The sequence below is a fragment of the Bradyrhizobium sp. UFLA05-125 genome (assembly GCF_059803515.1).
Genome location: NZ_JBANBJ010000007.1, coordinates 38,691 through 61,824, shown reverse-complemented (window position 1 = coordinate 61,824; position 23,134 = coordinate 38,691). Strand labels below are relative to the sequence as shown.

General features: G+C 58.8%; 15 protein-coding genes and 2 pseudogenes. 10 read left to right on the top strand and 7 right to left on the bottom strand.

Annotated features, from left to right (window positions below; all coding sequences use genetic code 11):
* Positions 1–302 precede the first annotated feature (302 nt).
* Entirely contained in the window at positions 303–2,066 is a 1,764-nt protein-coding gene (locus SO156_RS10105) for an alpha,alpha-trehalose-phosphate synthase (UDP-forming) (RefSeq protein WP_498534668.1), read from the bottom strand.
* 676 nt (positions 2,067–2,742) lie between these two features.
* Here SO156_RS10105 and SO156_RS10100 point away from each other — a divergent pair.
* The 5 genes and pseudogenes from SO156_RS10100 to SO156_RS10080 form a co-directional block, all read left to right on the top strand.
* Positions 2,743–2,964 (top strand): annotated as a pseudogene (locus SO156_RS10100) (NAD(P)-binding protein); the annotation flags it as partial.
* Positions 2,965–3,015: 51 nt separating this feature from the next.
* Positions 3,016–3,405: a GMC oxidoreductase gene (locus SO156_RS10095; protein WP_498534764.1), complete on the top strand. Its 390-nt coding sequence runs from the start codon at positions 3,016–3,018 to the stop codon at positions 3,403–3,405.
* Between the two features lie 29 nt (positions 3,406–3,434).
* Positions 3,435–4,745 (top strand): aminotransferase class III-fold pyridoxal phosphate-dependent enzyme, encoded by a 1,311-nt coding sequence (locus SO156_RS10090; RefSeq protein WP_498534667.1) that lies wholly within the window; start codon positions 3,435–3,437, stop codon positions 4,743–4,745.
* 29 nt (positions 4,746–4,774) lie between these two features.
* Positions 4,775–5,716: a sulfotransferase family protein gene (locus SO156_RS10085; RefSeq protein ID WP_498534666.1), complete on the top strand. Its 942-nt coding sequence runs from the start codon at positions 4,775–4,777 to the stop codon at positions 5,714–5,716.
* Positions 5,713–6,960, top strand: a complete 1,248-nt coding sequence (locus SO156_RS10080) for an MFS transporter (protein WP_498534665.1) — start codon at positions 5,713–5,715, stop codon at positions 6,958–6,960. The genes SO156_RS10085 and SO156_RS10080 overlap by 4 nt, the downstream gene beginning before the upstream one ends.
* A 620-nt stretch (positions 6,961–7,580) precedes the next feature.
* Here SO156_RS10080 and SO156_RS10075 read toward each other — a convergent pair.
* From SO156_RS10075 to SO156_RS10065, 3 genes and pseudogenes are all read right to left on the bottom strand, one after another.
* Positions 7,581–8,090: a hypothetical protein gene (locus SO156_RS10075; RefSeq protein WP_498534664.1), complete on the bottom strand. Its 510-nt coding sequence runs from the start codon at positions 8,088–8,090 to the stop codon at positions 7,581–7,583.
* A 1,270-nt stretch (positions 8,091–9,360) separates the two neighbouring features.
* On the bottom strand, positions 9,361–9,771 hold the full coding sequence (locus SO156_RS10070) for a winged helix-turn-helix transcriptional regulator (RefSeq protein WP_498534773.1): 411 nt from the start codon (positions 9,769–9,771) through the stop codon (positions 9,361–9,363).
* 152 nt (positions 9,772–9,923) lie between these two features.
* Positions 9,924–10,148, bottom strand: a pseudogene (locus SO156_RS10065) (Fic family protein); the annotation flags it as partial.
* Positions 10,149–10,949: 801 nt separating this feature from the next.
* Between SO156_RS10065 and SO156_RS10060 the strand changes: the two are divergent.
* Both SO156_RS10060 and SO156_RS10055 read left to right on the top strand, forming a co-directional pair.
* Positions 10,950–12,497, top strand: a complete 1,548-nt coding sequence (locus SO156_RS10060; RefSeq protein ID WP_498534663.1) for a Fic family protein — start codon at positions 10,950–10,952, stop codon at positions 12,495–12,497.
* Between the two features lie 247 nt (positions 12,498–12,744).
* Complete coding sequence (locus SO156_RS10055) at positions 12,745–12,981, top strand: hypothetical protein (RefSeq protein ID WP_498534662.1); 237 nt, start codon at positions 12,745–12,747, stop codon at positions 12,979–12,981.
* Here the strand turns inward: SO156_RS10055 and SO156_RS10050 are convergent.
* Complete coding sequence (locus SO156_RS10050) at positions 12,879–13,313, bottom strand: hypothetical protein (protein ID WP_498534772.1); 435 nt, start codon at positions 13,311–13,313, stop codon at positions 12,879–12,881. The genes SO156_RS10055 and SO156_RS10050 overlap by 103 nt on opposite strands.
* On the opposite strand from SO156_RS10050, the gene SO156_RS10045 reads away from it, so the two are divergent.
* Both SO156_RS10045 and SO156_RS10040 read left to right on the top strand, forming a co-directional pair.
* Positions 13,218–13,427: a hypothetical protein gene (locus SO156_RS10045; RefSeq protein WP_498534661.1), complete on the top strand. Its 210-nt coding sequence runs from the start codon at positions 13,218–13,220 to the stop codon at positions 13,425–13,427. The two genes, SO156_RS10050 and SO156_RS10045, sit on opposite strands and share 96 nt — an antisense overlap.
* 794 nt (positions 13,428–14,221) lie before the next feature.
* Complete coding sequence (locus SO156_RS10040; protein WP_498534660.1) at positions 14,222–15,472, top strand: hypothetical protein; 1,251 nt, start codon at positions 14,222–14,224, stop codon at positions 15,470–15,472.
* A 914-nt stretch (positions 15,473–16,386) separates the two neighbouring features.
* On the opposite strand, the gene SO156_RS10035 is transcribed toward SO156_RS10040, so the two are convergent.
* Complete coding sequence (locus tag SO156_RS10035) at positions 16,387–16,896, bottom strand: hypothetical protein (RefSeq protein WP_498534659.1); 510 nt, start codon at positions 16,894–16,896, stop codon at positions 16,387–16,389.
* Between the two features lie 902 nt (positions 16,897–17,798).
* Here SO156_RS10035 and SO156_RS10030 point away from each other — a divergent pair.
* Positions 17,799–18,716: a LysR family transcriptional regulator gene (locus SO156_RS10030; RefSeq protein WP_498534658.1), complete on the top strand. Its 918-nt coding sequence runs from the start codon at positions 17,799–17,801 to the stop codon at positions 18,714–18,716.
* 2,028 nt (positions 18,717–20,744) lie between these two features.
* Here SO156_RS10030 and SO156_RS10025 read toward each other — a convergent pair.
* On the bottom strand, positions 20,745–23,000 hold the full coding sequence (locus tag SO156_RS10025) for a T3SS effector XopP-like protein (protein WP_498534657.1): 2,256 nt from the start codon (positions 22,998–23,000) through the stop codon (positions 20,745–20,747).
* Positions 23,001–23,134 lie beyond the last annotated feature (134 nt).

Genomic DNA, 23,134 nt, shown 5'->3' with positions numbered 1-23,134 from the left:
CGGCGCCGCTGCAGTCGGGATCGCCCACCTTGTCAGGCGGCAACGGCGCGATCCGACAGTGCACAGCGTTTCACACCCATCCACGCAGCCCGAACAATAATCCGGAAGCCATTGATTCTGGACTCAATGCAGACATTCCTGAATGTGGATTGTCCTAGAGCATGATCCGGAAAAGGTGAAGCGGGTTTGCTTCGCGACAAAATGCGGAACGCGTTTGGGCGGAGATCACGCTCAAATAACCTAAGGCGCGATGATGATTCACCCCAATCTCATCGCGCCTTAATGAACCGGACCTTGGTTGATCAGATGGGCCCGCCTCCCCTCTGGTCTGCGCGCATTCTCGAAGACAAGACCCAACGCATATCCTGCACATGATTCACCGCGACATTCAACTCATCAGCCGTCGCGTAGATGGGCATTTGGGCATCGTTGATCCAACCGAACCCGAGATATCGAAACTGATCAGCTGGCACTCTCACCCGACTGTGGCCGAGCTCGCGAAGAAAGTCCTTCGACCAGCCGTGGATCGTATACGCCTCGAGTTTGTCGCTCATCGCTCGCCAGCGTTCGATGCGCTCCTCGCGTGGCATCTCCATGGCTGTTGAAATCGCGGCCGCAATGTTCTCAGGAGAGGTTGGATCTACATGCAGCGCCTCATCTTCGTTGAGGTCTTCTGCCGCGCCTGCGAACTTCGATAATACCAGCACACCTGGATCGTCCGGATCTTGCGCAGCAACGTATTCTTTCGCCACCAGGTTCATGCCGTCACGCAACGGCGTCACCACACCAACCTCCGCGGTGCGGTAAAGGCCCGCGAGCTCCACCTGCGAGACGTGATCCTTCTCATAGAGAATCGGCTTCCAGCCGTCGTTCGTTCCATGCTTACGATTGACGTCGTCGACGAGGCGGTCGATATCGCCCTGATATTCACTGTATGCTGGAATATCGCTGCGCGAAGGGGTCGCGATCTGCAACAGCGAGATGCTGTGCGGCTTGTCTGTCTGTAGCTGATCGAAAGCTTTGATCCGGTTGTCGATACCCTTCGTATAGTCGAGGCGGTCGACGCCAATTGCTAGCCTCGTGCCAGCGAGTTTTGACTGCACCGACGAAATCCTCTCTCGATGCTTGGTCAGCGATTCCACAACATAGTCTGCGAACTGCTTCGGATCGATACCAATCGGAAACACTTGGCACCGGGTCAAGCCGCGGGCCGAGATCACAACATCGCTCCTGCTCTCCAGGGCGAGATGCGATTGGAGGCAAGAAAGGAAATTATCGAGATCCCAGCTGGTTTGAAAGCCGACAAGATCGTACGCCAGCATCGATTCCATCAGTTCGTCATGATGGGGCACCTCTTCTATCACATCAGGCTTCGGCCATGGCGTGTGCAGGAAAAAGCCGATCGGCTGCTCAATATTGAGCTCGCGCAGCTCGCTGCCGAGGGGAAGGAAATGATAATCATGCACCCAGATCGCGCCTCGACTTTCAAGGCGCGACAGCGCGCGCGCCACGGCGCAGTTGACGTCGCGATAGCTCTTATAACTTTCCTCCGAAGCGGGGGACATCCGCTCGGTCAGCGAATGAAATGCCGGCCACAGAGTAGAATTTGAAAATCCATAATAGAATCCGGCATAGTCGTTGGCCGGCACCTCTATCTTTGCAACTTGACCCTTGCCGTGCTGTTCGAAGGCAGTTACCTGCTCGCTGCCCTCGCTTAGGGTCGGCGAAACCCCAATCCAAACAGCGCCAGAACGTTCAACGACGGGTTCAAGGGCTGCGGCAAGACCGCCCGTCTTGGGTTTGTTAGGGTCGAAAGTCGAAACACGGTTGGAAACAACGATCAGTTTCTCATCTGGCTGCTGAGACGCTGTGCCTATCTCGGCCGCGTGCAGGGCAGAAGCAATATGAGGGGAGAGCTCCGCATCGGCTTGCCTTGGCCGCCCCTGTACGGCTTTCCTCAGGCGCGGCTCAAAGGCGGCTTGGTTTACTTGCAGCCGTTCTGGCCTTGCGCGCGACATGCCAGAAGAAGCCGTACTTGAAGCCTTCATGACGTTAAACGGGTCCATTCCACACCTTCGATTGAGCAATCAGAACGGCTAGCTCCGGACTCCCCCGCTTCTCATGTTAGGAGCTCAATCCTTCAAGAAGCTGACGAGACTTAGATCGAATCATGGCGGCCGCACAGAAGGCTCGATGCGGCGGCAAGCTCGATCATGTCCTCGATGCCGGGAGGGCAGTCGAGGCATCCTATGACGACCTTTCTTGCAGCAAGGCCAATGCAAATCGCGCTTCGAACTCAAAAGCCGGCGTATGGAACGAAAGGTATTTTCGGCGGCCACCCTGCAGCAGGTGCCTTTTGGCATAGCTGCTGGTGGCATAGCTGCTGGTCTATGGTTCACAAGACCCAACCGTATAATCGTGGCGTGCGCACAACAACAAGGCGGTCTCTCGGGATGGATATGCTTGAGCTACCCGCTGCCACTGCTCCATCGCCACGCGGCCGTCAGACGCCTTGAGCATAACGGTCATATCTTCATACTTTTTTGCTTCAGCCGATCTTGAACGTATTCACCCGCCCCGCGCGCTCAAGGCACTTGAATCGCACGGAGCGTCATATTGTACGAGTTCAAAGTAGGTCGCGACGGTCTGACGCGTGCGCAAGTTCAAAGCTGTCGCTGACAGTTCTCGCTAGCCGTCTTGACTTAAGTCTTTGTGTGGGCACGTCGCCATGACGCATGGCCGATGTCCCTTGCCACAGGTGGGACAATGACGTCCAACGCCGTTGACGTATGCGTAGTCGGCAGCGGTGCCGGTGGCTCGATCGTTGCCCACGAGATCGCTCGGAACGGATTCGGTGTGCTCGTCCTCGAAGCGGGCCACATGCTTCCCATCGGCGCCTCACTGGCAACTGTCCAAAATGGCGGGGATGACGCGGTCCTGGTGCACTCTCCGGCCGGCACATTGACGCCGTTCGGACAGCCATGGACCGTGTCGGCGCCCGGCCGTGGAATGACATTGTACGCCGAGATCGCTTTCCGATATCGCACCGTTGATTTCGACGCGGAAGCGCATGTCGCGGGCGACGCGCTTGACCCGATCTGGCTCATCGATGGCGCCGACCTATGCCCTGACTGCGAGGAGCTCGAACTTCGGATGGGGATGGCCCGGCCGGCCGGCGCAGATCCACTCGAGCCACCCAGCGATTCAGCCGTTCTGCCGCCGCACGGCTGTCGAGCGGGGATTGATCCGAAGGCCTCCGCGGTCGACCGCTGGGGCCGCGTGCACGATATCGACAATGTTTACGGCACTGACGGCCGGTTCTTCCCGTATCCCGGGGGCGTCAATCCAACCTTCACCATTCAGGCGAACGCGCTGGGATTGCTCGGAGAACCCTCACGCAGCTGACCTGATCGGCCGCGACCGGAGAATCGCTGATGTTCACCAGCACACCCAGTGGCACGTTGGTCGCGACGGATAGGCACAAATCCGCCCTACGCCGCGCCTTGCGGATCACGGCGTCGGAAAAATGGGATCTCAATCGGCGTTTTCCGGTCGTGATGAGCCGTGCTTGCGGTGCGCATGTCTGGGATGTCGACGGAAGACAATATGTGGATCTCACCTCCTGTGGCGGGGCTGCGCCGCTTGGAGCCGGATATGAACCGGTCGTCGCTCACGTGACTGCCGAAATGCGCCGCACCGGCGGCATTCTGCCCGGACCGTTGTCGGTGCATCGGATCGAGGTCGCCGAGCGGTTGGCGGAGATATTCCCCCTCGCGCAACGCTCGATATTTTTCCGCACTGGCTCCTGCGCCACGACCGCTGCAGTCCGCCTTGCTCGCGCGCATACCGCTCTTAATCTGGTGCTTACCAGCGGATATCACGGCTGGCACGACTGGCACTTACAGGACCGTCCCGGGATGGGACTACCTGACCGGGACCTCGACAGTATCGACTTCCACTACGACCTCGACCTGCTCAAGAGACTGACCAAAGGGCAGCTTGTCGCTGCTGTGATCATCACCCCCGAGGTCAACTTCTTCCCGCCCGAATATCACCGGGAATTGCAGAATCTCGTGCACCGGTACGGCGCCCTGCTGATCCTGGACGAGGTGATGACGGGATTCCGCTACGGCCTCGGCGGCTATCACACCGCGATCGACCTTGCGCCCGACCTGATCACACTTAGCAAGGGACTGGCCAACGGCATGGCACTGTCGGCGGTGGCAGGTCGGGCAGACGTGCTCGACGCCGCCGAAAAGACCTACATGGGCAACACCTGTCAGGGCGAGATCAGCCCCTTCGCGGCAGCGCTCAGCACCCTCGAAGCGCTTGCCGATGGCACCGCGCTCGCGCGGATGCGCCGGGTTGGCGAGCAACTCATGAGCGGCCTCAACGAGGTCTTCGTCCGTCAAAAGGTTCAGGCGCGCGCGTTCGCATGGCCCACGATGTTTGACGTGGTGTTTGCCAATGCCGACCTGGGTCATGCCTTCTTTCAGGAAATGTCGTCGCGCGGCTTTCTCATGCAGTACGGCGGCCGTTTTATGCCTTCCGCGGCGCTCTCCGATGCCGACGTGCGGGCCGCCATTGAAGCCGCCGCACACGCCCTGCCGGCGGTACTGACTCAGGTAGAGGCTACGTCCGACGATCCGGATCCGACTGCCGCTGCCGTGCGGTTCGCCGGTGATCACTTCATTGCCACTGCAGATTCGATCCGGCGTTGGTTTTCCGCGCCGAGCCGCGCATGAGCACCAACCGTCGAACAGGGAACACTGCCATGCCCGAGGCCGACCCGTTCTCCACCTCGCCAGTGCTGCTCGGTGGCGATAACCGGTCCGGCATCACCTTGCTGAGCGTCATGCTGGACTCGCATGCCGATTTGGTGGTGGGGCCAGAGATCGACTTCCTAGAACCTCCGAACCTCGGCTCGCACATTCTGGGAGCGACCGACCTGCTCGCAGCTCACGATCCCGGGGTCACCGGCACGATCAAACGTGTGATCGACCCGTTCTGGTATGACGGCGCGCACTTCGTGGTGCAATGCCAGCGGTTTGGCCTCCACTTCGATGACGTACGCAAGCTCGTCACCATGGTGATGGATGAGACAGCCGGCGACATCGTTTCATTCGCCGACAGGTGCAGGCTGATTAACGAGATCGGGGAGCTCCGTAAGGCACGAAAGGGCGCGCGGCGCTGGGGACTGAAGCTGCAACGCAAGATCACCCAAATCGACGTCTTCGCCCAGCTATGGCCGGATGCGCATTTCGTGCACATCGTACGGGATGGTCGGGACCTTGCCGCCTCGCATGTAAAAACCGTGCCAGACTGGGGTTACCAGTCCATACCCGAAGCCGCGCGGGGATGGCTAGAATTGGTATCTCGGCCTCATTTGGTCGCACCGCCTGAGCGCTATCTCGAGGTGCGCTATGAGGATCTGGTGACTTGCCCCCGTGTCTGCCTGATGCAGATCCTAAATCACCTGCACCTGCCCTGGGACGAAGCGGTTCTGCGGCATGCCGAACATGAGCACGCGCTGTTCGAACGGCCGTACGGCCACCCAGCGGCCAAGCCCGCAGGCAAGCCGCTGCATGCCAGCCGTCTTGGTCGCTACACCCAGGATCTCACACGCGCGGAGATCGAGGAGTTCGAGCGCATCGCCGGCGGTGAATTAGCCCGGTTGGGTTATTTGTCGGCCTCGAGCCCAGCCGTCGACGCATGAATCCCATCGAGATCTCCAGCCCATCTCGCAGGCTATCGGGCGGCTACTGGGGGCTGCTCGTCGGACGCACGGTCTCTGAATTGGGATCCGAAGTGACGCTGCTGGCGCTACCGCTGACGGCGATCACTCTGCTGGGAGCGGGCCCGGCGCAGACCGGGCTGCTGCTCGCCTGCGGCCGGGCGCCGTACCTCATTATTGGCCTGTTCGCCGGGGTGATCGTGGACCGCCTCCCGCACCGATGCATCCTGTTGACCGCCAATTTAGTGATGGCAGCAACGCTCGCAACGATTCCGCTGCTCGCCAGCCTTGGCCAACTGGGAATGGGCCAACTGTGTATGGCAACCACCCTTGTCGGGACGGCTGCAGTGATCGGCGACGTCGCCTATCTGGCGTACGTGCCAACGGTCGTGGATCGGGCTCTATTCGTTAGAGCGCAGAGTTCCTGGCAACTCAGTAGGTCTTGCGTGGTGACCGTCGGTCCGTTCCTGGCAGGCTGGCTGGTCAGCGCGTTCTCCGCGCCAACCGCGATTCTCGCCGACTCGGCCTCCTTCGTGCTGGCCACTGTCTTGCTGTTGCTAGTGCCGGCACGCACGGCCGAGCTGCCGACATCTGGCTCGGGCCCGGTCATCTGTCAGATCGCAGAAGGTCTGACGGCCGTGTTTGGCAATCCTTTTCTGCGAGCGGTTACATTTGCGACCGGCAGCTTCATCTTCTGCTCCAACGCTTACTCGGCGGTTTTTCTGCTTTACCTGACCCAACAGCTTGGTTTGGACGGTTGGACCACAGGTTTGGTCCTCAGCGTCGGAGCACTGGGTGGTATTGGGGGCGCGGTCACCTCAGGGTGGGCCGCCCGCGTGATCGGCCTCGGCCCGGTATTGATGGTCACCTTGGCGCTCAGCGGCGCAGGCATGACTCTGGCAGCGCTGATCACGCAGCCACGGTCGGCGGCCGTCATTTGCGTGGCGCTGTCCCAGTTCGTGCTGTCGTTTGGTCGAGAGATCTACAACGTGCACCAGGTCTCCGTTCGATACGCGCTGTCCCCGCCTCGGCTGCTGGGCCGCGTCAATGCGAGCATCCGGAGCCTGGTGTGGGGGCTTGCGCCACTCGGCGCGGTGCTTGGCGGTGCGGTCGGTGCCGGATCTGGCCTGCGGACTGCGCTACTGACCAGCAGCGTGCTGAGCGCGGCCTCCGTGCTATGGATCTGGCGATCGCCCCTGCGCCACACCCGCAGCTTGCATCTGTGAACTTACGGACTGGCTGGCGGGACTGCGTATTAAGATCAAGAGCTCGGGACCTCGAGCTGCGGCCGGGCCGGCCGACCTTGGGGCGCATCAGCGTGCCCGGCACTGTTCAACACGGCTCGCTCAGCGCGACATCGACGATCATCCAAGTCTAGTGAGCGGCGAAATCACGGTGCCGCTCCCGTGATATTGGCCGGTGTTCTTGTCGGCGCCGCACTCGCCGCAAAAGTTGGCATGCAGTGCGGTCACGCATTCATCCGCGTTATCGCCGCCACGCTTTTGGCGCGGGGACGATCGTGGGATCGGCAAGTTGATGGAACGGTGCACGCTCGCCGGCGGCCGTCTGCCCGCGCGCGAGCTTCCAGCCTCTCGATCGAGGCGCCAGGGCTCCTGGCCATCCGGACGCAATGAGCGCGCGTCTCGATTTGGTCCCCGCTATAAGGTCTAGACGTCGCTGCGAGCCTGGGCCTTGGACAGTCCGCGTCGGCAGAGGCGTTGAGCAGATTCTCACAGTCAACTTAGCAACATGACCAGCATCATAAGAGGCGTTCGAGCTGCGATTTCCGGCCAGACCACACTGGTTTGACCTACCCCGAAAGCCAACCGGCCAGCGCGACGCCTATTCATTTCGGACCAGCGGCTTCAGGCCAATCTGCGAACTCCATCTCGAATCGACCAAATCCGGCCGGCTTGGTCGTGAAATTGACGGTCTTTCCCGACAGAGCCGCCAATGAGCCGGATGCGAATTTAAAGACCATCTTACCGGACGCGGCTATGCCAAGAGATCTCTCGTCCCGCATGACAAGGAAGGCGATCCCCTCCAGGAGCTGTCCAACTGCAAATCCGTCGCTCGTACGGTGAATATCGAGAGACGCTAAAGATGTCCCTTTCTCACCGTTCAACTCGCTGACCGAAATCGCCGTAATGCCCGCATCTCGCAATGTCCCGTCGGCCACGTGGCAGGTATATTGAAGGCTGACAATGACGTGATCATCTCGATCACCTATTGGCTCTCTATCAACCCCGTCTATCGAGCAATCGTAGCGCCGGATCGTGTCCGCAAGCGCTCCCCCGCCGAGCTCAAGCAAACTCAAAGCGGAACATAGCACGATCGCGAGAAAGGACGTCTTCATCTGCCTATGCCTTCGTGGGATATCCTCCGTTTGATGCGTACAACTTGACGCAGCGGCCGATTCAAGCGCCTTCGGCGGCTTGCGGCCCGGACGGTCGTCAGGTGCCATCGGTCATCGGCAGCGCCGCAAGATCGGAACGCGCCCAAGCGAACAGCTACGGTGAAAGCTCGCGTTCGGCCTGCGCACTTATGGGGGTTTCCCGAGCTAGGCGTAGCACAGTATTTTCGCATCGGACGCCAGACAACAAATGGCGGAGCGCGCCGCTTCCGCTGGCGTCACAACTCGGATGAGGCGCAGCGATGCCGGTCTCCAGGCGCTGACTTCCTCATCGAGGCTGAAGTCCGCGCCATCGCTGCGGTAGAGCGGCGGCCAGCCGTTTTGGAAGGTCTCGCCAGTCTCGGTTATCAGGTCTCGGAAGGCTGATGACAGCATAGGTCACGGGCGGTCGGGTTGTTCTCCGAAAGCCCGCCAGTCCGAGATATGGGGTCCGAGCTTTCGGGCGGATCCCAAGCGGACAACATGTAGGTAGCCGTCCGCATCGGAAATTCCACAGAGAGGCACGATCCGGTCCGAGATGGGGACATTGAAACGACTTGGTACGGTGAGTTCGAACGCCTGCAGTCACTGGTCGCAAAAACGCGAGAAAACGTCTCCATCGAATCTGGCGGGCTCTTTGGCCAATATCCTCGCAAGGTCGTTGCCGACCTCGCAACGCATCCGGCGGATAGTGACGCTATCGCGACGCGACAGCGTACGCGCAGAGCGGTTCATCGCCGATCTTGACCGTCGTGGGCGCGCGCGTAGTGTATGAAGCTGCTCGGGCCGCTCGATAGCGCGCTGCGATGTTAGCAATCTCCGCGTTTCCGTCATCGGTCGTGCCCGACCATGCTTGACTTTCGAGAATTAGGCTCCTCCTTTGCGGTCCGCCTCAAACGCTTGCTTCCCCTTTGCGGCCCTTCAGAGGAACGACGGTCTCCAGCATGGCCTCATCACTGCGCGCGCCGCCTTCCATGAAGAGGTCTGCCTGCCATTGGGCTCGCCTAGCCGCCGACAATGAGTAAACAAGTCTACCTGCAGTCCAACGGCTTCGCGCTGATCATGCTTTGGTACGAGCCCGCGGACGATCCTGACTTCGACGCGGACGGCAAACGGACGGCCGAAGAACGCCTGCAGTATCGTCGCGCGGTTCTCCTGAATGCCGCCAGCGCCTTTTGGTCTAGGATGCGACGCGCCGGAGCGCGCATTCCGCAGCGATCGACTCTCGCGCGGGTCACGGCCCCCTGGGTCCGACTGGCTCTTCTTCTAGATCCAATTGATTGGGAAGTAGAGGCTCTTCGCCGAACGGACGATTGATGATACTGAGCGCTTCGGTGGCGGCATAAACGCGGTTGCGCGAGTAACCGGTACGCTCTTTCAGAATACCCGCTTCCTCCAATTGCGCGATCGCCTGATGGACTTGCGGCGGACTGATGTCCAGCAGTTCGCCAAGCCGCTTGGCGGTCACGATCGGATAGTTGTGAAGTTCGTCGAGAGCGCGCGCGGCCGCCGACGCCTTGCGGAATTTGCGGCGCTCCCGCCAGACACCGGATAATTCGGACAACGCCTCACGGGTCCGAGTGAGTTCTTCAACCGTGCCGGTAACGACGTCGGCCATGAAAGTGATGATCGGCTGCCAGTCCAAACGTTGTTGGGCATCCTTGAGCGAGGCGTATACCCCTTTTTGCTCTCGATATATGGCGACATGTACAACGGCACATGCTTCTCGGCCGCCATCATGAGCGGAAGGAGGAGACGACCGACACGGCCATTGCCGTCGCGGAAGGGATGGACCGCTTCGAAATGAGTATGCGCTATCGCCATTCGCGTGACGAATCCTTGTGTCATCTGCTGCATTCCCTCGTTCCGCAGAAAGTCGACGGTTTGAGCGAGGCAGCCGGGGACCTCTTCAGGAGGCGGAGGATTCAGACTCGAATACGCGATGTCCTTATTTCCACCGATCCATACGACGCGCGTGCGAAGGTCGCCCGGAACGTCCTTATAATCCCGATTGTCCTTCATCACGGCGCGGTGGAGATCGCTGATCAGATCCATCGTGAACACGCCGTACCCGTCCTTTGCCGCCAGCGGAATGAATCCGTCGAGTGCCACGGCGTAGTTGAGTACTTGACGCGCTTCATCCCTGGCCCCGTCGTCCCTCGTCTCCTCGACTGACAGCAGTTCGTCGAGAGTGCTCTGGGTACCTTCGATTAACCGCCTCACGCCTGGTAAGCACTCGGCTGACGACGTAGGGATCTTTCATCGGGGCGGAGATGGCATCGACCTTACCGAAGGCCACTTGGGCGGCATCCAAGGATTTCGCCGGAGCGGCTACCGATACGCCCTCCTCCGGGGGTGCCGGTGGAATGATTCCGTAATGGGTATCGTACGGCGGCGGCAACCGTTTCAAGGTTTCCCGGATGGTATGGCTGAGGTCGCTATGCTTCATGGGAAACCCAAATTAAGTGATATATTTTCTACGTATAATTAGGGTTTCCTGAAAAAGCCGTAGCATGTTGCGACCTAAGGCGGCGAATGTAGGGCTCGATTATAAGGTGTCCATGCCGCTGCTCTGGAACCCCAAGATCAATCCTGGCTGAGCGGCGAGGCGCTTTTTCGTCCAGCGCCGACAACGCGATGCCCGGTCATTGGCGGGATCCATACGCTTGGCCGGAGTGGCCCTATTGGCCCGGACCAATTGAACGTTTTTCACGAAATCTGCATGGAGAAATTGTTTTTCATGGGATATGATAGAAATTCGACCGATGGGGGCTTCCGCGAAGGAAATTCGAGGTCAGAGATCATTTTTCAGGAAACCATCAAGTGAGCGTGCGATTTTCAGGGGCGGTGAGCGTTTTTCATGACCGGCGGCTGCCTGAAACGGCGGTCCCAGCGGGTTACGCTGCCCTGATCGACGCTTACAAGCTGCCCGTTCCCGTCCCTAGGACCCTCTCGGGGATTGGCATCAAGCACCGTATCATCGAGCAGGGCGGCTGGCGCATCTACACGCCGCGACACGCCCCAGAGGCATCCCTTGAGGGGCATCTGACTTTTGCCCTCAAAAACGAGGGGTTGGACTTGGCCGTTCTGAAGCGGCTTTTCCTCGCCGTGAAGGAAGGAGAGATCGCGGAGCTCGTACGGCAAAAGCCTACCGGCCTCTACACCCGCCGCATCTGGTTCCTGTACGAGTGGCTGCTTGGCCGTGAGCTGAAGCTGCCGCCCGCCGACAAAGTCTCATATGTGGACGCGGTCGATACCGAACTCCAGTTCGCAGGGACCGGCGAGAATTCTGCCCGGCATCGTGTCCGTAACAACCTTCCCGGTACGCCGGAATTCTGTCCGCTCGTGTTCAAGTCTGCTGCGCTGAATGAGTTTATTGCGCAGGACTGGAAGGAGCGCGCGCGCGCGGTCGTCAGCGCAGTTCCGAAGGACCTGCTCGCGCGGACGGTTGCGTTTCTTTTGTTGAAGGATTCGAAGTCCAGCTACGTGATCGAAGGAGAAAGGCCGCCACAGGATCGTATTCAGCGGTGGGGCCGTGCCATCGGCGAAGCGGGCCGTGCGCCGCTCGATGAGCAGGAATTTCTGCGCTTGCAGACCATCGTCATCGGCGATGAGCGCTTTGTGAAGATGGGCTTCCGCCAAAAAGGCGGCTTTGTCGGTGAGTACGACCGAGACACGCAGCGGCCCATTCCCGACCATATTGACGCCCGCCATGAAGACATTCCCTCGCTCATGGCGGGTTTGATTGCCTTCGATCATAGCGCCGAGAACGATCTTGATCCCATCGTAGCCGCAGCGGTACTGGCATTCGGGTTCGTCTACATCCATCCGTTCGAGGATGGCAACGGACGCATCCACCGTTACCTGATGCATCACGTTCTCGCGCGTCGAGGGTTTAATCCTGCTGGACTACATTTTCCGGTATCGTCGGCAATCCTGGACAGGATCACCGAATACAAGGGCGTGCTGGAGAGCTATTCCGCACGACTGCTTCCCTGCGTCCAATGGGACGCTACGCAGAAGGGCAATGTAAAGGTCCTCAACGATACAGCCGACTTTTATGGGTTTTTCGATGCAACGCCGCACGCTGAGTTTTTGTACGAATGCGTGCGCCAGACGATTGAGCAGGACCTGCCGAACGAGACGAGCTTTCTCCGTAACTTCGACGCTTTTCGTGCAGGCATCGAGAGCATGATCGACATGCCGGAGCGAACGCTCAATAACCTGTTCGGCTTTCTGCGACAGAATGATGGAAGGTTGTCGAAGCGGGCACGAGAGAACGAATTCGCCGAGCTCACTCAGGACGAAGTCTCTACGATTGAGCAACTATACACGGACTCATTCGGTCAAAGCAGAGCCGCAAGTGGCTGACGGCGCATCTGGTTCAGATACAGGAAAGCCCACTCTTTCCAGCGGTGGCACGTCCCTTGAAGGGGATGGTTCGTCATTGGAGGGGTGATGAAACGCATCAAGATCGACGCCGTAAAGCCAGGGGGCATTCTCTTTACAGCGCGCCCTGGAAAGATCAGCAAGACCATTCGGGTCACGACGGTGGTGTAGTATCTCACGCAATGATCTGCGTGCAGCATGGTCCTTTATCGACTCGACTTCTAGCGGAGTGCAGGCACGTAATTTGCAGCGTGAGTTATTTGAAAACGATGAAAAGGCGTTTCACTTCCGTCTGAAGAATCCACCTGATCGCAAGGTGCTTGAGCAGATTGTTGACTATGCTCGATCTGAAATCGGTGCGCGCTATTTCATAAGCGAAGCGGCACGGTCAGTCGCCGCAGCCATCACCGGACGTATGAACTCCCGGATTTCGGACTTCGATGCGGGCGTGGCCGCAGCTTTATGAGCATGGCATTGCTGGCACAGATGCGGGACGCTCAAAATGAGCTGGGCAAGCGCGTTGATCAGCGGGCTGGAAAGCCAGCGATGACCGTCGTGCCGGTGCAAAGCGACTTGGCCGCCTTTGTCTGAGAGCTCGGCGATGATTGGAAACAAGGTGAGCAGCGGGGCATTCATCGGCGCCGCTATGTGCGGCGCAAACCTGTGCCACGTCGGCCATCGATGCTCGATCCTTACATTCCCATGATCGAGGAATGGCTCGCCGCGGCCCCGCACTTGTTCGCGGTCGATCTTCTCTCCCGGCTGGAAGCGCATGCGCCCGGTCAGTTCAGTGGCCATCAGCGGCGTACGGTGCGGCGGTTGGTGAAGAATTGGCGATCAAAGGCCGGTCGACAGCTCATCAGCAGCACAGAAACCATACTATCGGTCCAACCTTCGTGCCTCGGTGTCTAATCCCACGGGTTGCTTCGCCGAATCACCGCAAGCCGCTCGCTCGCTACGGCGCTTTGGAGGGCGCGCTTCGCGAGCGGCTTGCTCGGACTCGCGGCGTCCAATTCGGGCGACGGCAGGGGGCACTTCGGTAACATTGTCATCTGAGGCAATATGAGGGGCAGTTCCGGGTGACGTTTGACACGCAGATAAGCGGACGTTGCCTTCAGTTTGTGGGGCAAAAGAGACTCCACGTAATTTGAGCCGGTGCCAATCATTATGCTGTAGCCGCGCTTTCAGAAAGCGGCGAGCCGGGCGCAGTAGCCTCAGCTTGCTCCAAGTCGTTAGCCGCTTCACGTCATGCCCCCAATTCGGCCCAACTGTCATATCGCGTCACACGCGGGGGCAAAAAAGGATCACTAATGTCCAGCGTCTAGCCTACCCCCGCATATCAACAGCCCGACCCACGGTAGGCTGGCCGCATTCCCGATCCCCGGAATCGATATTTCGCCTGAATTTCCCGAGGCCGCTTTGACAGCGACATGCCCGGCCGCACCCGCTGAGACTGATGTCGACGGCATGCCAGGGTTGGGCAGATGGGGAGAAAGCTCCCGTTAAGCATGACCTTTGCCCAGACAGCCAGACGCCACCCGAAAGGGGGCGGCTTGCGCATCAGTCCACACATCTGGGACGAAATAGCCGGGACTATTGGTGGGCCACTTATTCTGGCGCAGCTTTTCGTCCTAAAAGCCGAGCATTCCGCCGCAAAGCACTAGCTCGGACAGGTTAGTTTCTCGCCTCCGTTGAGGGAGGCTAATTTGTCAACTACAGCGATTGACACTAGGCGCGAGACCTATATCGCGCCTGGGGTCGTAATACTCGGCGTTCTCTTTGCCGTGTTCTACCGCAACCCGCTACTCCTGACCGACCCGCAGATGTTCAGCGAGGACCTGTTCATCTATTTCAACGAGGACCGCCTGTTCGGCGCGGCCGCGCTGGTACGGCCGTATGCTGGCTATCTCCAGATCTGCTGCCGGATTATCGCTTTCGTCAGCGGCTTTTTCCCAGCTCGATATGCCGCAGAGTTATATGCGACGTTTTTCGTGGGAACGATCTTCGCGACCGCAGCGGTGATCTATGCCTCGCCGATCTTCACTGGCTGGGGAAAAGTGCTTGCCGCCCTGGCATTGGTCTACCCACCGACCGGCTCGGAAACCCTATTCGGGATGCCCTACACCCAATGGATCATGGCACCGGTTGCGGGGCTGGCCTTGAACGAAAGTCCTGCGTCCAATGGACGAACGGTGGTTCTGCTCGGCTATTTCGCCTTGATCGGCATGTCCTCTCCGATGGTCATCCTTGCCGCGCCCTTCGTGCTCTGGAAGACCTTCAGCGAGCGCACCCGCTACACGCTCTGGCTTTGCGCAATCACCGCGCTCTGCGTCGCCGTTCAACTCCACGGTATTATCAGCCGATCCGCAGCGAATCCGGCCGATGGGACTGTGGTCGAGCGCGCCTTCGCGGCCAGCAGCATTTTCTATAGTTGGCTTACAGGTCCACACTATCCCGGCTTTTGGACTGCGTTGGCGATATCACTGCCGACATTCGTGCTCGCCACTTGGTATCTCTGGGTCAATAGAACACAGCGGGCCATCATCTATTTGGTCGGCTACGGCGGGCTCGCACTGATCGCCGGTTGTTTGCAGGTCGACGCCTCACTTCACGCCAATCAATTCCTGTTCGGCGCGAGATACTTCTATCCTCCAATAGTTCTATTCGTTCTTGCCTTTATTGCAATCGAGCAGAAGACCGGGCGCGACCTTGTGACATTGCCGATCGCAGCTGTCGCGTTAGGGCTCATCTACACGGCGCGCGTCACCAACATGAACGTTCACTTCACCAACAGAAACTGGACTGAAACGGCCGCGTGCGTGGAGCACAGCGCCAACTGCATCACAGGGCTCAATCCCGGCAACACCGGCTCCGTGCGCGTGCCCTCCGACTCCGAACTCAAGATCATGTCGAGTGAAGAGCGTACAGCCTTTCGGGATTCTGAAAGAACCCCATGAAGGGATATGCTCAGGGCGCGAGCGTCGTACCGATGTTTGCGCTGGTCGTCGTGGTTGTCGCGCTCATCGCACAAGCGGGGGGATTTTGAGCGTTAATGTTGCTGAAAATCGAGCCTGTGAGGACCGATCGCTTGTTACCGCGTCGGTAGCTGCGATACGAAATCCCGCATGGCCGCGATATCGGATCTGCCTATTCCTTCATTTCGACAGGCAGTGCCGTATAGACCCACATGTGGTCGATGCCTGCCTCGCCAAGGCTTGCACGAAAATGCGAATTTCCGGACCGAATTATAACTGCGAGGCCGACATCCCACGCTAGAGAAAGGAGGTCATATCCTAGAGCTTGAGGGTTCTGCCACGGTGAATTTATCCAACGGAAAAACGATGGCCTCCCATAGGGCCGTGATTGCCAGCTCGGCAGGCGCACACTCGGATCTCACGAACTCTTACGTGTGAACAAGAACCGCGGAGCATTCGTCGAGGCCTCTGCAAGCGAGCCTGGCAAACGCGCACTGATCGCAAGGCGCTAACGCGAAATTCGCTCCGAGCGGCCGCCGATTATGCAGGGTAAGAATAAATCGTACTTGTATCGTCAGTCCAATTGACTGGATCGCGCTCCGCGACAGGGACGAGAAGCTCGCGAGAGTGGCTTCAGAGCCCGGCGTTATGGAAAGTGCTGTTGCACCTCGATCATCGACCATCGTATGAGTTGCTCTCAAGTGCTTGAGGGAGCGGATGTGTTGTGACAAACTATCTGTTCATCCCTTTGGCCTTCACCAACAAGTTGTTTTGGATTGACGGAACATCAAACACCTGCTCGCGATTGGCTATCATCGTCGAGCAAGGCGTAATGCCCATTCACGTCGCAGCCGGTTCTTCGGAAATGGCGTGATGGGAGCCGCCGCGGCGCGGCGTCACTTCGGTCGAGCAGCGTCAGGCCAATCTGTGAACTCCAACTCGAATCGACGGGAACCGACGGGCTTGGTCGTGAATTTGACGGTCTTCCCTAAAAGAGCCGCCAATGAGCCGGATGCGAACTTAAACACTGTCTTACCTGAAGCCGCGATGCCCGCGGCTCTCTTGTCCTGCATGACAGAGGAGCCGCTCCCCTCCAAGAGCTGTCCAACTGCAAATCCTTCGAGCGCTCGGTGAACGTCGAGGGAAGCCAAATACCTCCCTTTCTCGCTATCCCACTCGCTGACCGATAATGCTGTAATACCGGCGTCCTTCAACGGCCCATCCTCGACGCGGCAGGTATATTGAAGGCTGACGACGACATGCTCGATCCGATCGCCGATTGGCTCCCGATCAGTCCCGTCGATAGTGCAATCGTAGCGCCGGATTGTGTCCGCGAGCGCACAGCGCTTCACCTCGAGCAGACCGAAAATGAAAAGCACTACAATCGCAGAAAAGAGCTCCTTCATTTGCCTATGCCTTTGCGGGTAGCCATATTTTATATGTACAACTTGACGCCACGACCGATTCAAGCTCGTTGCAATGGCTCCTCTCGTGTGGACATCTCGTCCAACTCGAAATCCTCGGCGCTGCGGCAATCGAGACCGCGCGAGGGCTTTGCATAGTGACAATGAGAGGTTAGTGGGGCCGGCCTGCAATAGTGCCGACATAGCTTCGCCGATGTACTGACCACGCTGAGCGTAGTCGGCGAATGAAGCATGCTGGATTTCATAGCAATAGGACGCAAAGGCCGGCGCCTCGTTGTAAATTGTCACGGGGCGTGCGCGTTCCAGACGATGGTGATCACCAATTCCAGGGGATTGTGATCGCAATTTCCAGCGGATCGTGATCGGGGACAGCGAGGCGCACACCACTGACAGTCTGCAACCCAGGTAGCTTGGTCTTTTGCGCAACCGCAGAGGATCGAGATGCCGACAGAGAGTAGGATAAAGTCGGGCCACTCGAACAAAATCGCTTGAATCGTACGCTGCGTCAGGTTGTAGGAAAGCCCGGCATTCGCGATCATCAAAGCTACAATGGCGCAGACGAAGACAACTTCGAGGGGCTGCCGGCACACTATTCCTAGCGGATCAGCGCCGACGTTCATGAGTGATCATGAATCGAGCAATCGGACCGTTAAGAGCGCACTCAAGACTAAGAAGCAGCCTGTCGTGTGGTCGCGCGCTGCTGCGAATCGGGCCGGTCTGACTGCCGCTGTCGGCGAGCTGGCGCATGCGGCGACAGTGGTCCGCCAGGAACCAACCTCTGTCCTACGCTTTGGGCGCTCTCGGCCATGAGACTGCAATCGCAAATGGCAGGCAATTGAGTTGCTCAAACGTGCGACGCACCGCGATAAAACGGAGCAAGAGACGTGCGTTTTAAGGGTCTTGATCTAAATCTTCTGGTCGCGCTCGACGCTCTGATGACAGAGCGCAATCTCACCGCAGCAGCGCGCAGCATCAACTTAACGCAGCCGGCCATGAGCGCCGCAGTCGCCCGGCTGCGGGTCTATTTTTGTGATGAACTATTCACGATGAGGGGGCGCGAACTTGTCCCAACTCCGCGAGCTGAAGAGCTCGCCGCTCCAATTCGGGAGGCTCTGGTACACATTCGGGTCTCCATTATCTCCCGGACCGTGTTCAACCCAGTGGAGTCGACCCGCCGCTTCAAGATTATCCTTTCCGACTTCATGGCGGTCGTCTTCTTCCGTAACATCGTCGACCGGGTCGCGCGAGAAGCACCCGGCGTGCGTTTTGAATTGCTCTCACGCGCCGACGAACCCGATGAGCTTCTCAGGCGCGGCGAAGTCGACTTCCTGATTCTACCGGAATTGTTTCTGTCCAGCGCGCATCCAAAAGCGCAACTGTTCGAAGAAACTCTGGTGTGTGTGGGCTGCCGCATGAATAAACAGCTATCAGGCCAACTTACGTACGAGAGATTCGCGTCAATGGGACATGTTGCGGCCAATTTCGGACCGACACACAAGCCCTCCATCGATGAATGGTGCCTGCACGAGCATGGGTTCAAGAGGCGCATTGAGGTCATTGTTCAGGGCACTAGCATGATCCCGGCTATGCTATCGGGGACTGAACGAATAGCGATGCTGCCGTCAAGGTTAGCGAAGCTCGTCGCAGAGACGGCACCCTTGCGGGTTTTGCCGCCCCCATTGCCGTTACCAGCTTTCACCGAGGCCGTTCAGTGGCCTACACTTCAGAATGCAGATCCGGCAAGCATTTGGATGAGGCGCATATTATTGGATGAGGCGTCCCACATGGCTTGCGGTGCGTGAGACCAGTCAAATAAGTAGCCCTCCTAACGCAATCGAAGCGCCTCGTCACGCTCTATCGTCATACAAGCTCTAGCCGTTCGAGCGGCTCGAGGAACAACTATGTTCAGAAAGAGACTCTTAGGAGACGATCAGAGAATGGTTTCGTTATTAGCAACATTTCCCCTTTCTGGCTTCTTTCGGAGATCGTCATTTTCGAAGCTCACGTTCGCGAAACACTCGCCGGGATCGGTCACCGGGCTCGGAAAGTCTCGGAAGCATTCCTTGTGCAAGTGCAACTCTTCCGCCCAGAAGGTTGTAGGCGATGAGCTCGCCGCTTTGCACCTACCATTTTTGGGTGTTCTCTCGTTTAGAGTTCCGAGTGCTTGTGAACACAATGGTGCAGCGGCCGTGCGCTCTTGTTAATGTTGAGTCGCACCTCAGGAACCTGCAATAAGCTTCTTTGAAGCGTGCTATTCAGGTTATCGAACACAGCACCTCCACTCATGTCGAGCGCGAACTCGATTTGGGGTTAGCCGCTAGGTCTGAGGGAAGGCAAAAAACGCTCTGTTGCACGACTGCCTCACTCGAGCAGTGCTGCCGTGTTATTGGTGTACGCCGCAAGTCTGTCTTGTTTTAGTCCTACCGGAGCCAAACGCCTTGGTCAGGTGCGCGCTATTGCGCGTTGGTAAGCAAGGACGCGAGCGTGCAGCAACGCATAGGTGTCTACGATCCAGAAAACCTCTCGCTCTTAGGAAAGATTTTTGACGAGACAATCGCCGCGCTGCCTTGTTGCCTCCCGCTCCTTGACGGGCGTCGACCACAGTTTTGGCGGAGTTCGAGATTCCACCTATGATGTCGCCGATTTCGGCAAGGGCAGCCACCGACTAAGACGCCGCTGCCTGAATGCCGCTGATGTGTTCGCTGATCTCAAGGTTCGCGTAGGCGGTTTGTGCAGCAAGAGATTTGAGTTATTCGGCCACGACTGCAAACCCATTGCCAGCACCCGCGGCTTCAAATCGCCGCGTTCAGTGCGAGCAAATTGGTTTGGCGCGCGATCGCGTCAATCAGCTGCACAACGTTTCCGATTCGCGCCCGCCCTGCCGTCACACTCGGTATGCACTTGTCGCTGAGTGGCCTAGCGGACGGCTTCGCCGGCCAGATTGGCCACTTCCCCAACGGTCGGCCGATGTTGGTGATCGTGGCCACCATTTCGTCGGTCGCGGCCGCGACACGCTGAACATTAGCGGACGCATCCTCCGACGAGGAGGAGACTTCGACCAAGAGCTGCCGGCTCTGATCCGCTGTCGAGGCCAGGTCGTGCGGAGCCTTCAACTTCTGAAGATGCAAGCTTCGGCCATTTGCCCAAGCTCATCTCTTCGGCCCAAGGCCCTGAACGACATCGGTGACCGTTGCCGAGCTGGCGCATTGCCGCTGCCATGGAAGTTGGGCCGGTGAGCTGACCAGCGTCCATTTCGACTAGTCTGGAGCAACTCGAGGAGTACGCGCGGAAACCTTCGCAAAGTTCCGGTTGAGATGCTGGTGGAGGGACTCCGTCGGCTCTCAACCGACTCGCCGAGGCATTATTTCGAGAGCGCTCGTCATCGCGGATTGCAGAACGAATCAGATTTCTCGCTCATTAATGGAAGCGCTCCAAAAGTGCAGCCTGTCCATGGCATCTGAAACTCCGAACGAGAGATATCTCTTTACACGAAAGTCGTTTCTGATGTCACCAAGCCCGGTACCGGTCTCGATTCACCCACGATTGTTCTTTGTTCTGCGGAACTGGATCATTTGCTTCGCTTCTCGCAGTAGCCTTTGGAATCGACCTGAGCGCTGGAGCCTTTTAGCGGCGTTTGCGGCAACGGCGACGCCCCGAACTCGCGGAATAGATTTCATTCCTCAGTCGAACGCGCTCGGCGTCACGAGCCGGTCCCCCGAAGATGATGCCCGAATTAGAAGAGCGCTGTGAGGCCAGCCAAATGATATCGAGCGCGTAAAACCGGCATCAAGCTTCGTGGTGCATAGGACTGACCGCGGGAGATCCCCATACTAAATCCCGTGTGAATCGTCCCAGGTCGATCGGTGTTCCGGCTCGGCAAGCCGATACTGAGCAGTGCCGCTAAGCACAGTGGGCAACAAGGACTTGCAGAATGCAGGTGTGAGCTTGCCGCGGTGGACCACGACGTTCTCGTGACCCGTGGCGGCCCGGGCGTTCTGCCACTGCCGATTGAAGCCGCGTTGTGAATTGGACTTGACGTGGCAAGCGGCGAAGTCAGCGTCGTCCAGCGTCGCTAACTGCCACCCATGTACCGGCCGCTTCGTATGGATGTGCACCCACATGGGATTCGGCATTGTACCATTGCGCAGCGCCTTGGGTTGCAGCTTGATCTCAAACAGCGCCCCAGGCTCGCCCTTTAGCGCGCGCGGTAGATCCGGGGATGCCAACTCCTCGGCCGTCCGCAACTGTTCAAGGTATTTCTGCGAGGGGAAGGCGTAGGTCTTCATGCAATCAATCCTGGTGGTGGCCTTTCGCTTTTCCAAAGAATCGGCAATCCCCTGGGCTTGGGACGACACCTCTCTGAGTCCGACTATCTTGCTGTGTACTTGGGGCAGTTGTGCAGGCGTGAGTAAGCGCAGTCGACCGGGCTCCTGCAACGCGCCCACACAGGCCTGCATCTCGGCGACCTGCATCCGCAGGCGCTCGACGACTGTGTCCACGACGTGGTCGGCATCCTCTGGTTTCATCTGGCGCGCTCCCGAGGCTGCCCGTTGCTGACCAGCCAGATCGAATTGCAAAAGTTCATCCAACCGGTTGAGGAGTTGCGGCAATTCTTCGATCGAAGGCGAGGCCTGCCAGATCCCCAACTGTGCCGTCAGCGACGATGATGCCCGCGCATGCGCTTCTTCCGCCCTCACGAGCTTCTTCGTACCTAAATCCGTGAGCACGACAACCTTAGCTGGTGGCGCGGTTGCCTCGTCGGCTGTAGCGGCCTGCGGTTGCGCGCTCCCGTGAGCCGAGCTTTTGGCGCCGCCGGCCGACGTGCGCTTGCTTTTCCCCTTTCGGCGCGCTGGTGCGCCTTCGGCCGCTACAGCCTTCTGGGTAATGTTGGCCCGTATCGCAGCTCCAGCGTCGGCCAATGGTGCGGTGGCCGGCGTATTCGGCTGCAAGGCCAGGAGGCGCATGACCTCATGCGCAGTTACCCACGCGCCTTCGACGATCTGGCCCGAAAGTTCCAATGGGAGGTCGGCATCTTTTCCGAGATCGCTTACGTTGGCAACGATGTCGTGCCACGCGGCCCCAAATTCAGAAAGCCGCTCCATGACTCCTTCCAGAACGGCACAGTGCTCTGCGTCGAGTGCGCGTCCTTTGCTCTGTAAGACAGCATCGTTCGTCGAGATGAACGCCGGGAAAACGTCTTGGACGAAGGTCCCCAACAGACGCGCCCGCCCGTTCTCATCCATGAGGATTTTTTTCGTGGTTGGTTCGAGCGTGCTCGCCAGCGGCTCAATCATGACCTGCGCGAGAGCGATCCGCTGCTGCAGATGCATGCACTTCGTATTGAGTGCCCAACCCGTTTGCAGGCGGAGTGCGGCCTCTTCAGCCTGCCGCATCTCGGCCGTTGAACTCGGGAAATTGGCAGTGGCGGCGCAGACGGACTGCATCCATTCCGAGCGCAATGCCTTCTTTCCCCACCACTCCATACAGGCCGCATAGTGCTTTGCTACACTGGAAACCGCTCGGCTCAGCTGGTCGGATGGAGCATCGGATTTGCGCAACCGGTCGAGCACGGTTGCCGCACTCACCCTCTTCTGCTCCAAGAGGTAGATTGTCGGGGTGGCCAGCTCGTTGCATCGGTCCGCCGCACGGAGCGCCTCGTCGCGGATTCCGCGAGCCTGATCGTCGGACACAGTCCTGCGCGCCACATGCGAAGGCAGGCTCGCGCGGTACTCCAGAACGTTTGAGCTTGCTTTGACAAGCTTATCGAGCTGCTCTTGCATCTCTGACGAGTTCTGCAGTTGCATGGCCGCAGTACGGCAAATGTCGAGCTCCTGAAGCAGCCTTTCCATTTCTCGCTTTGCCGCCTTGATATCCTCGGCTGACGACGAAATGGGGACTGCCATTCCCGAGCTTCGCGTCGTTGTATCTTGAGGCCCAGAGCGCATCCGCTCGACGACGGAATCGAAAAAATGTCTAGCTTCCCCAGGGGGAAGACCCGACTCCGAGCGCGAACTGCTCGATACCCATGTGCTGTCGGCTCTAGTAGCCTCACCGTGCGAGTTGCCAGCTTGGCCAATGCCCTTCATACTCCACTCCGATGCAAGCGAAATGCGCAGCCGGGTTAGATAAAGCGCCTGGCTGACAATTAGCTGACGAACGAGCCCGACCCGTCACGGAAATCTCTTTCCTCCTCGTAGTCTACGGAACCGTTCCTGAGTCT

Coding starts and splice junctions, on each gene's coding strand:
- SO156_RS10080 (WP_498534665.1), top strand. CDS start 5,713: ATGAATCCCATCGAGATCTCCAGCCCATCTCGCAGGCTATCGGGCGGC.
- SO156_RS10105 (WP_498534668.1), bottom strand. CDS start 2,066: ATGGACCCGTTTAACGTCATGAAGGCTTCAAGTACGGCTTCTTCTGGC.
- SO156_RS10090 (WP_498534667.1), top strand. CDS start 3,435: ATGTTCACCAGCACACCCAGTGGCACGTTGGTCGCGACGGATAGGCAC.
- SO156_RS10075 (WP_498534664.1), bottom strand. CDS start 8,090: ATGAAGACGTCCTTTCTCGCGATCGTGCTATGTTCCGCTTTGAGTTTG.
- SO156_RS10085 (WP_498534666.1), top strand. CDS start 4,775: ATGCCCGAGGCCGACCCGTTCTCCACCTCGCCAGTGCTGCTCGGTGGC.
- SO156_RS10050 (WP_498534772.1), bottom strand. CDS start 13,313: ATGGCCACTGAACTGACCGGGCGCATGCGCTTCCAGCCGGGAGAGAAG.
- SO156_RS10025 (WP_498534657.1), bottom strand. CDS start 23,000: ATGAAGGGCATTGGCCAAGCTGGCAACTCGCACGGTGAGGCTACTAGA.
- SO156_RS10045 (WP_498534661.1), top strand. CDS start 13,218: ATGATCGAGGAATGGCTCGCCGCGGCCCCGCACTTGTTCGCGGTCGAT.
- SO156_RS10035 (WP_498534659.1), bottom strand. CDS start 16,896: ATGAAGGAGCTCTTTTCTGCGATTGTAGTGCTTTTCATTTTCGGTCTG.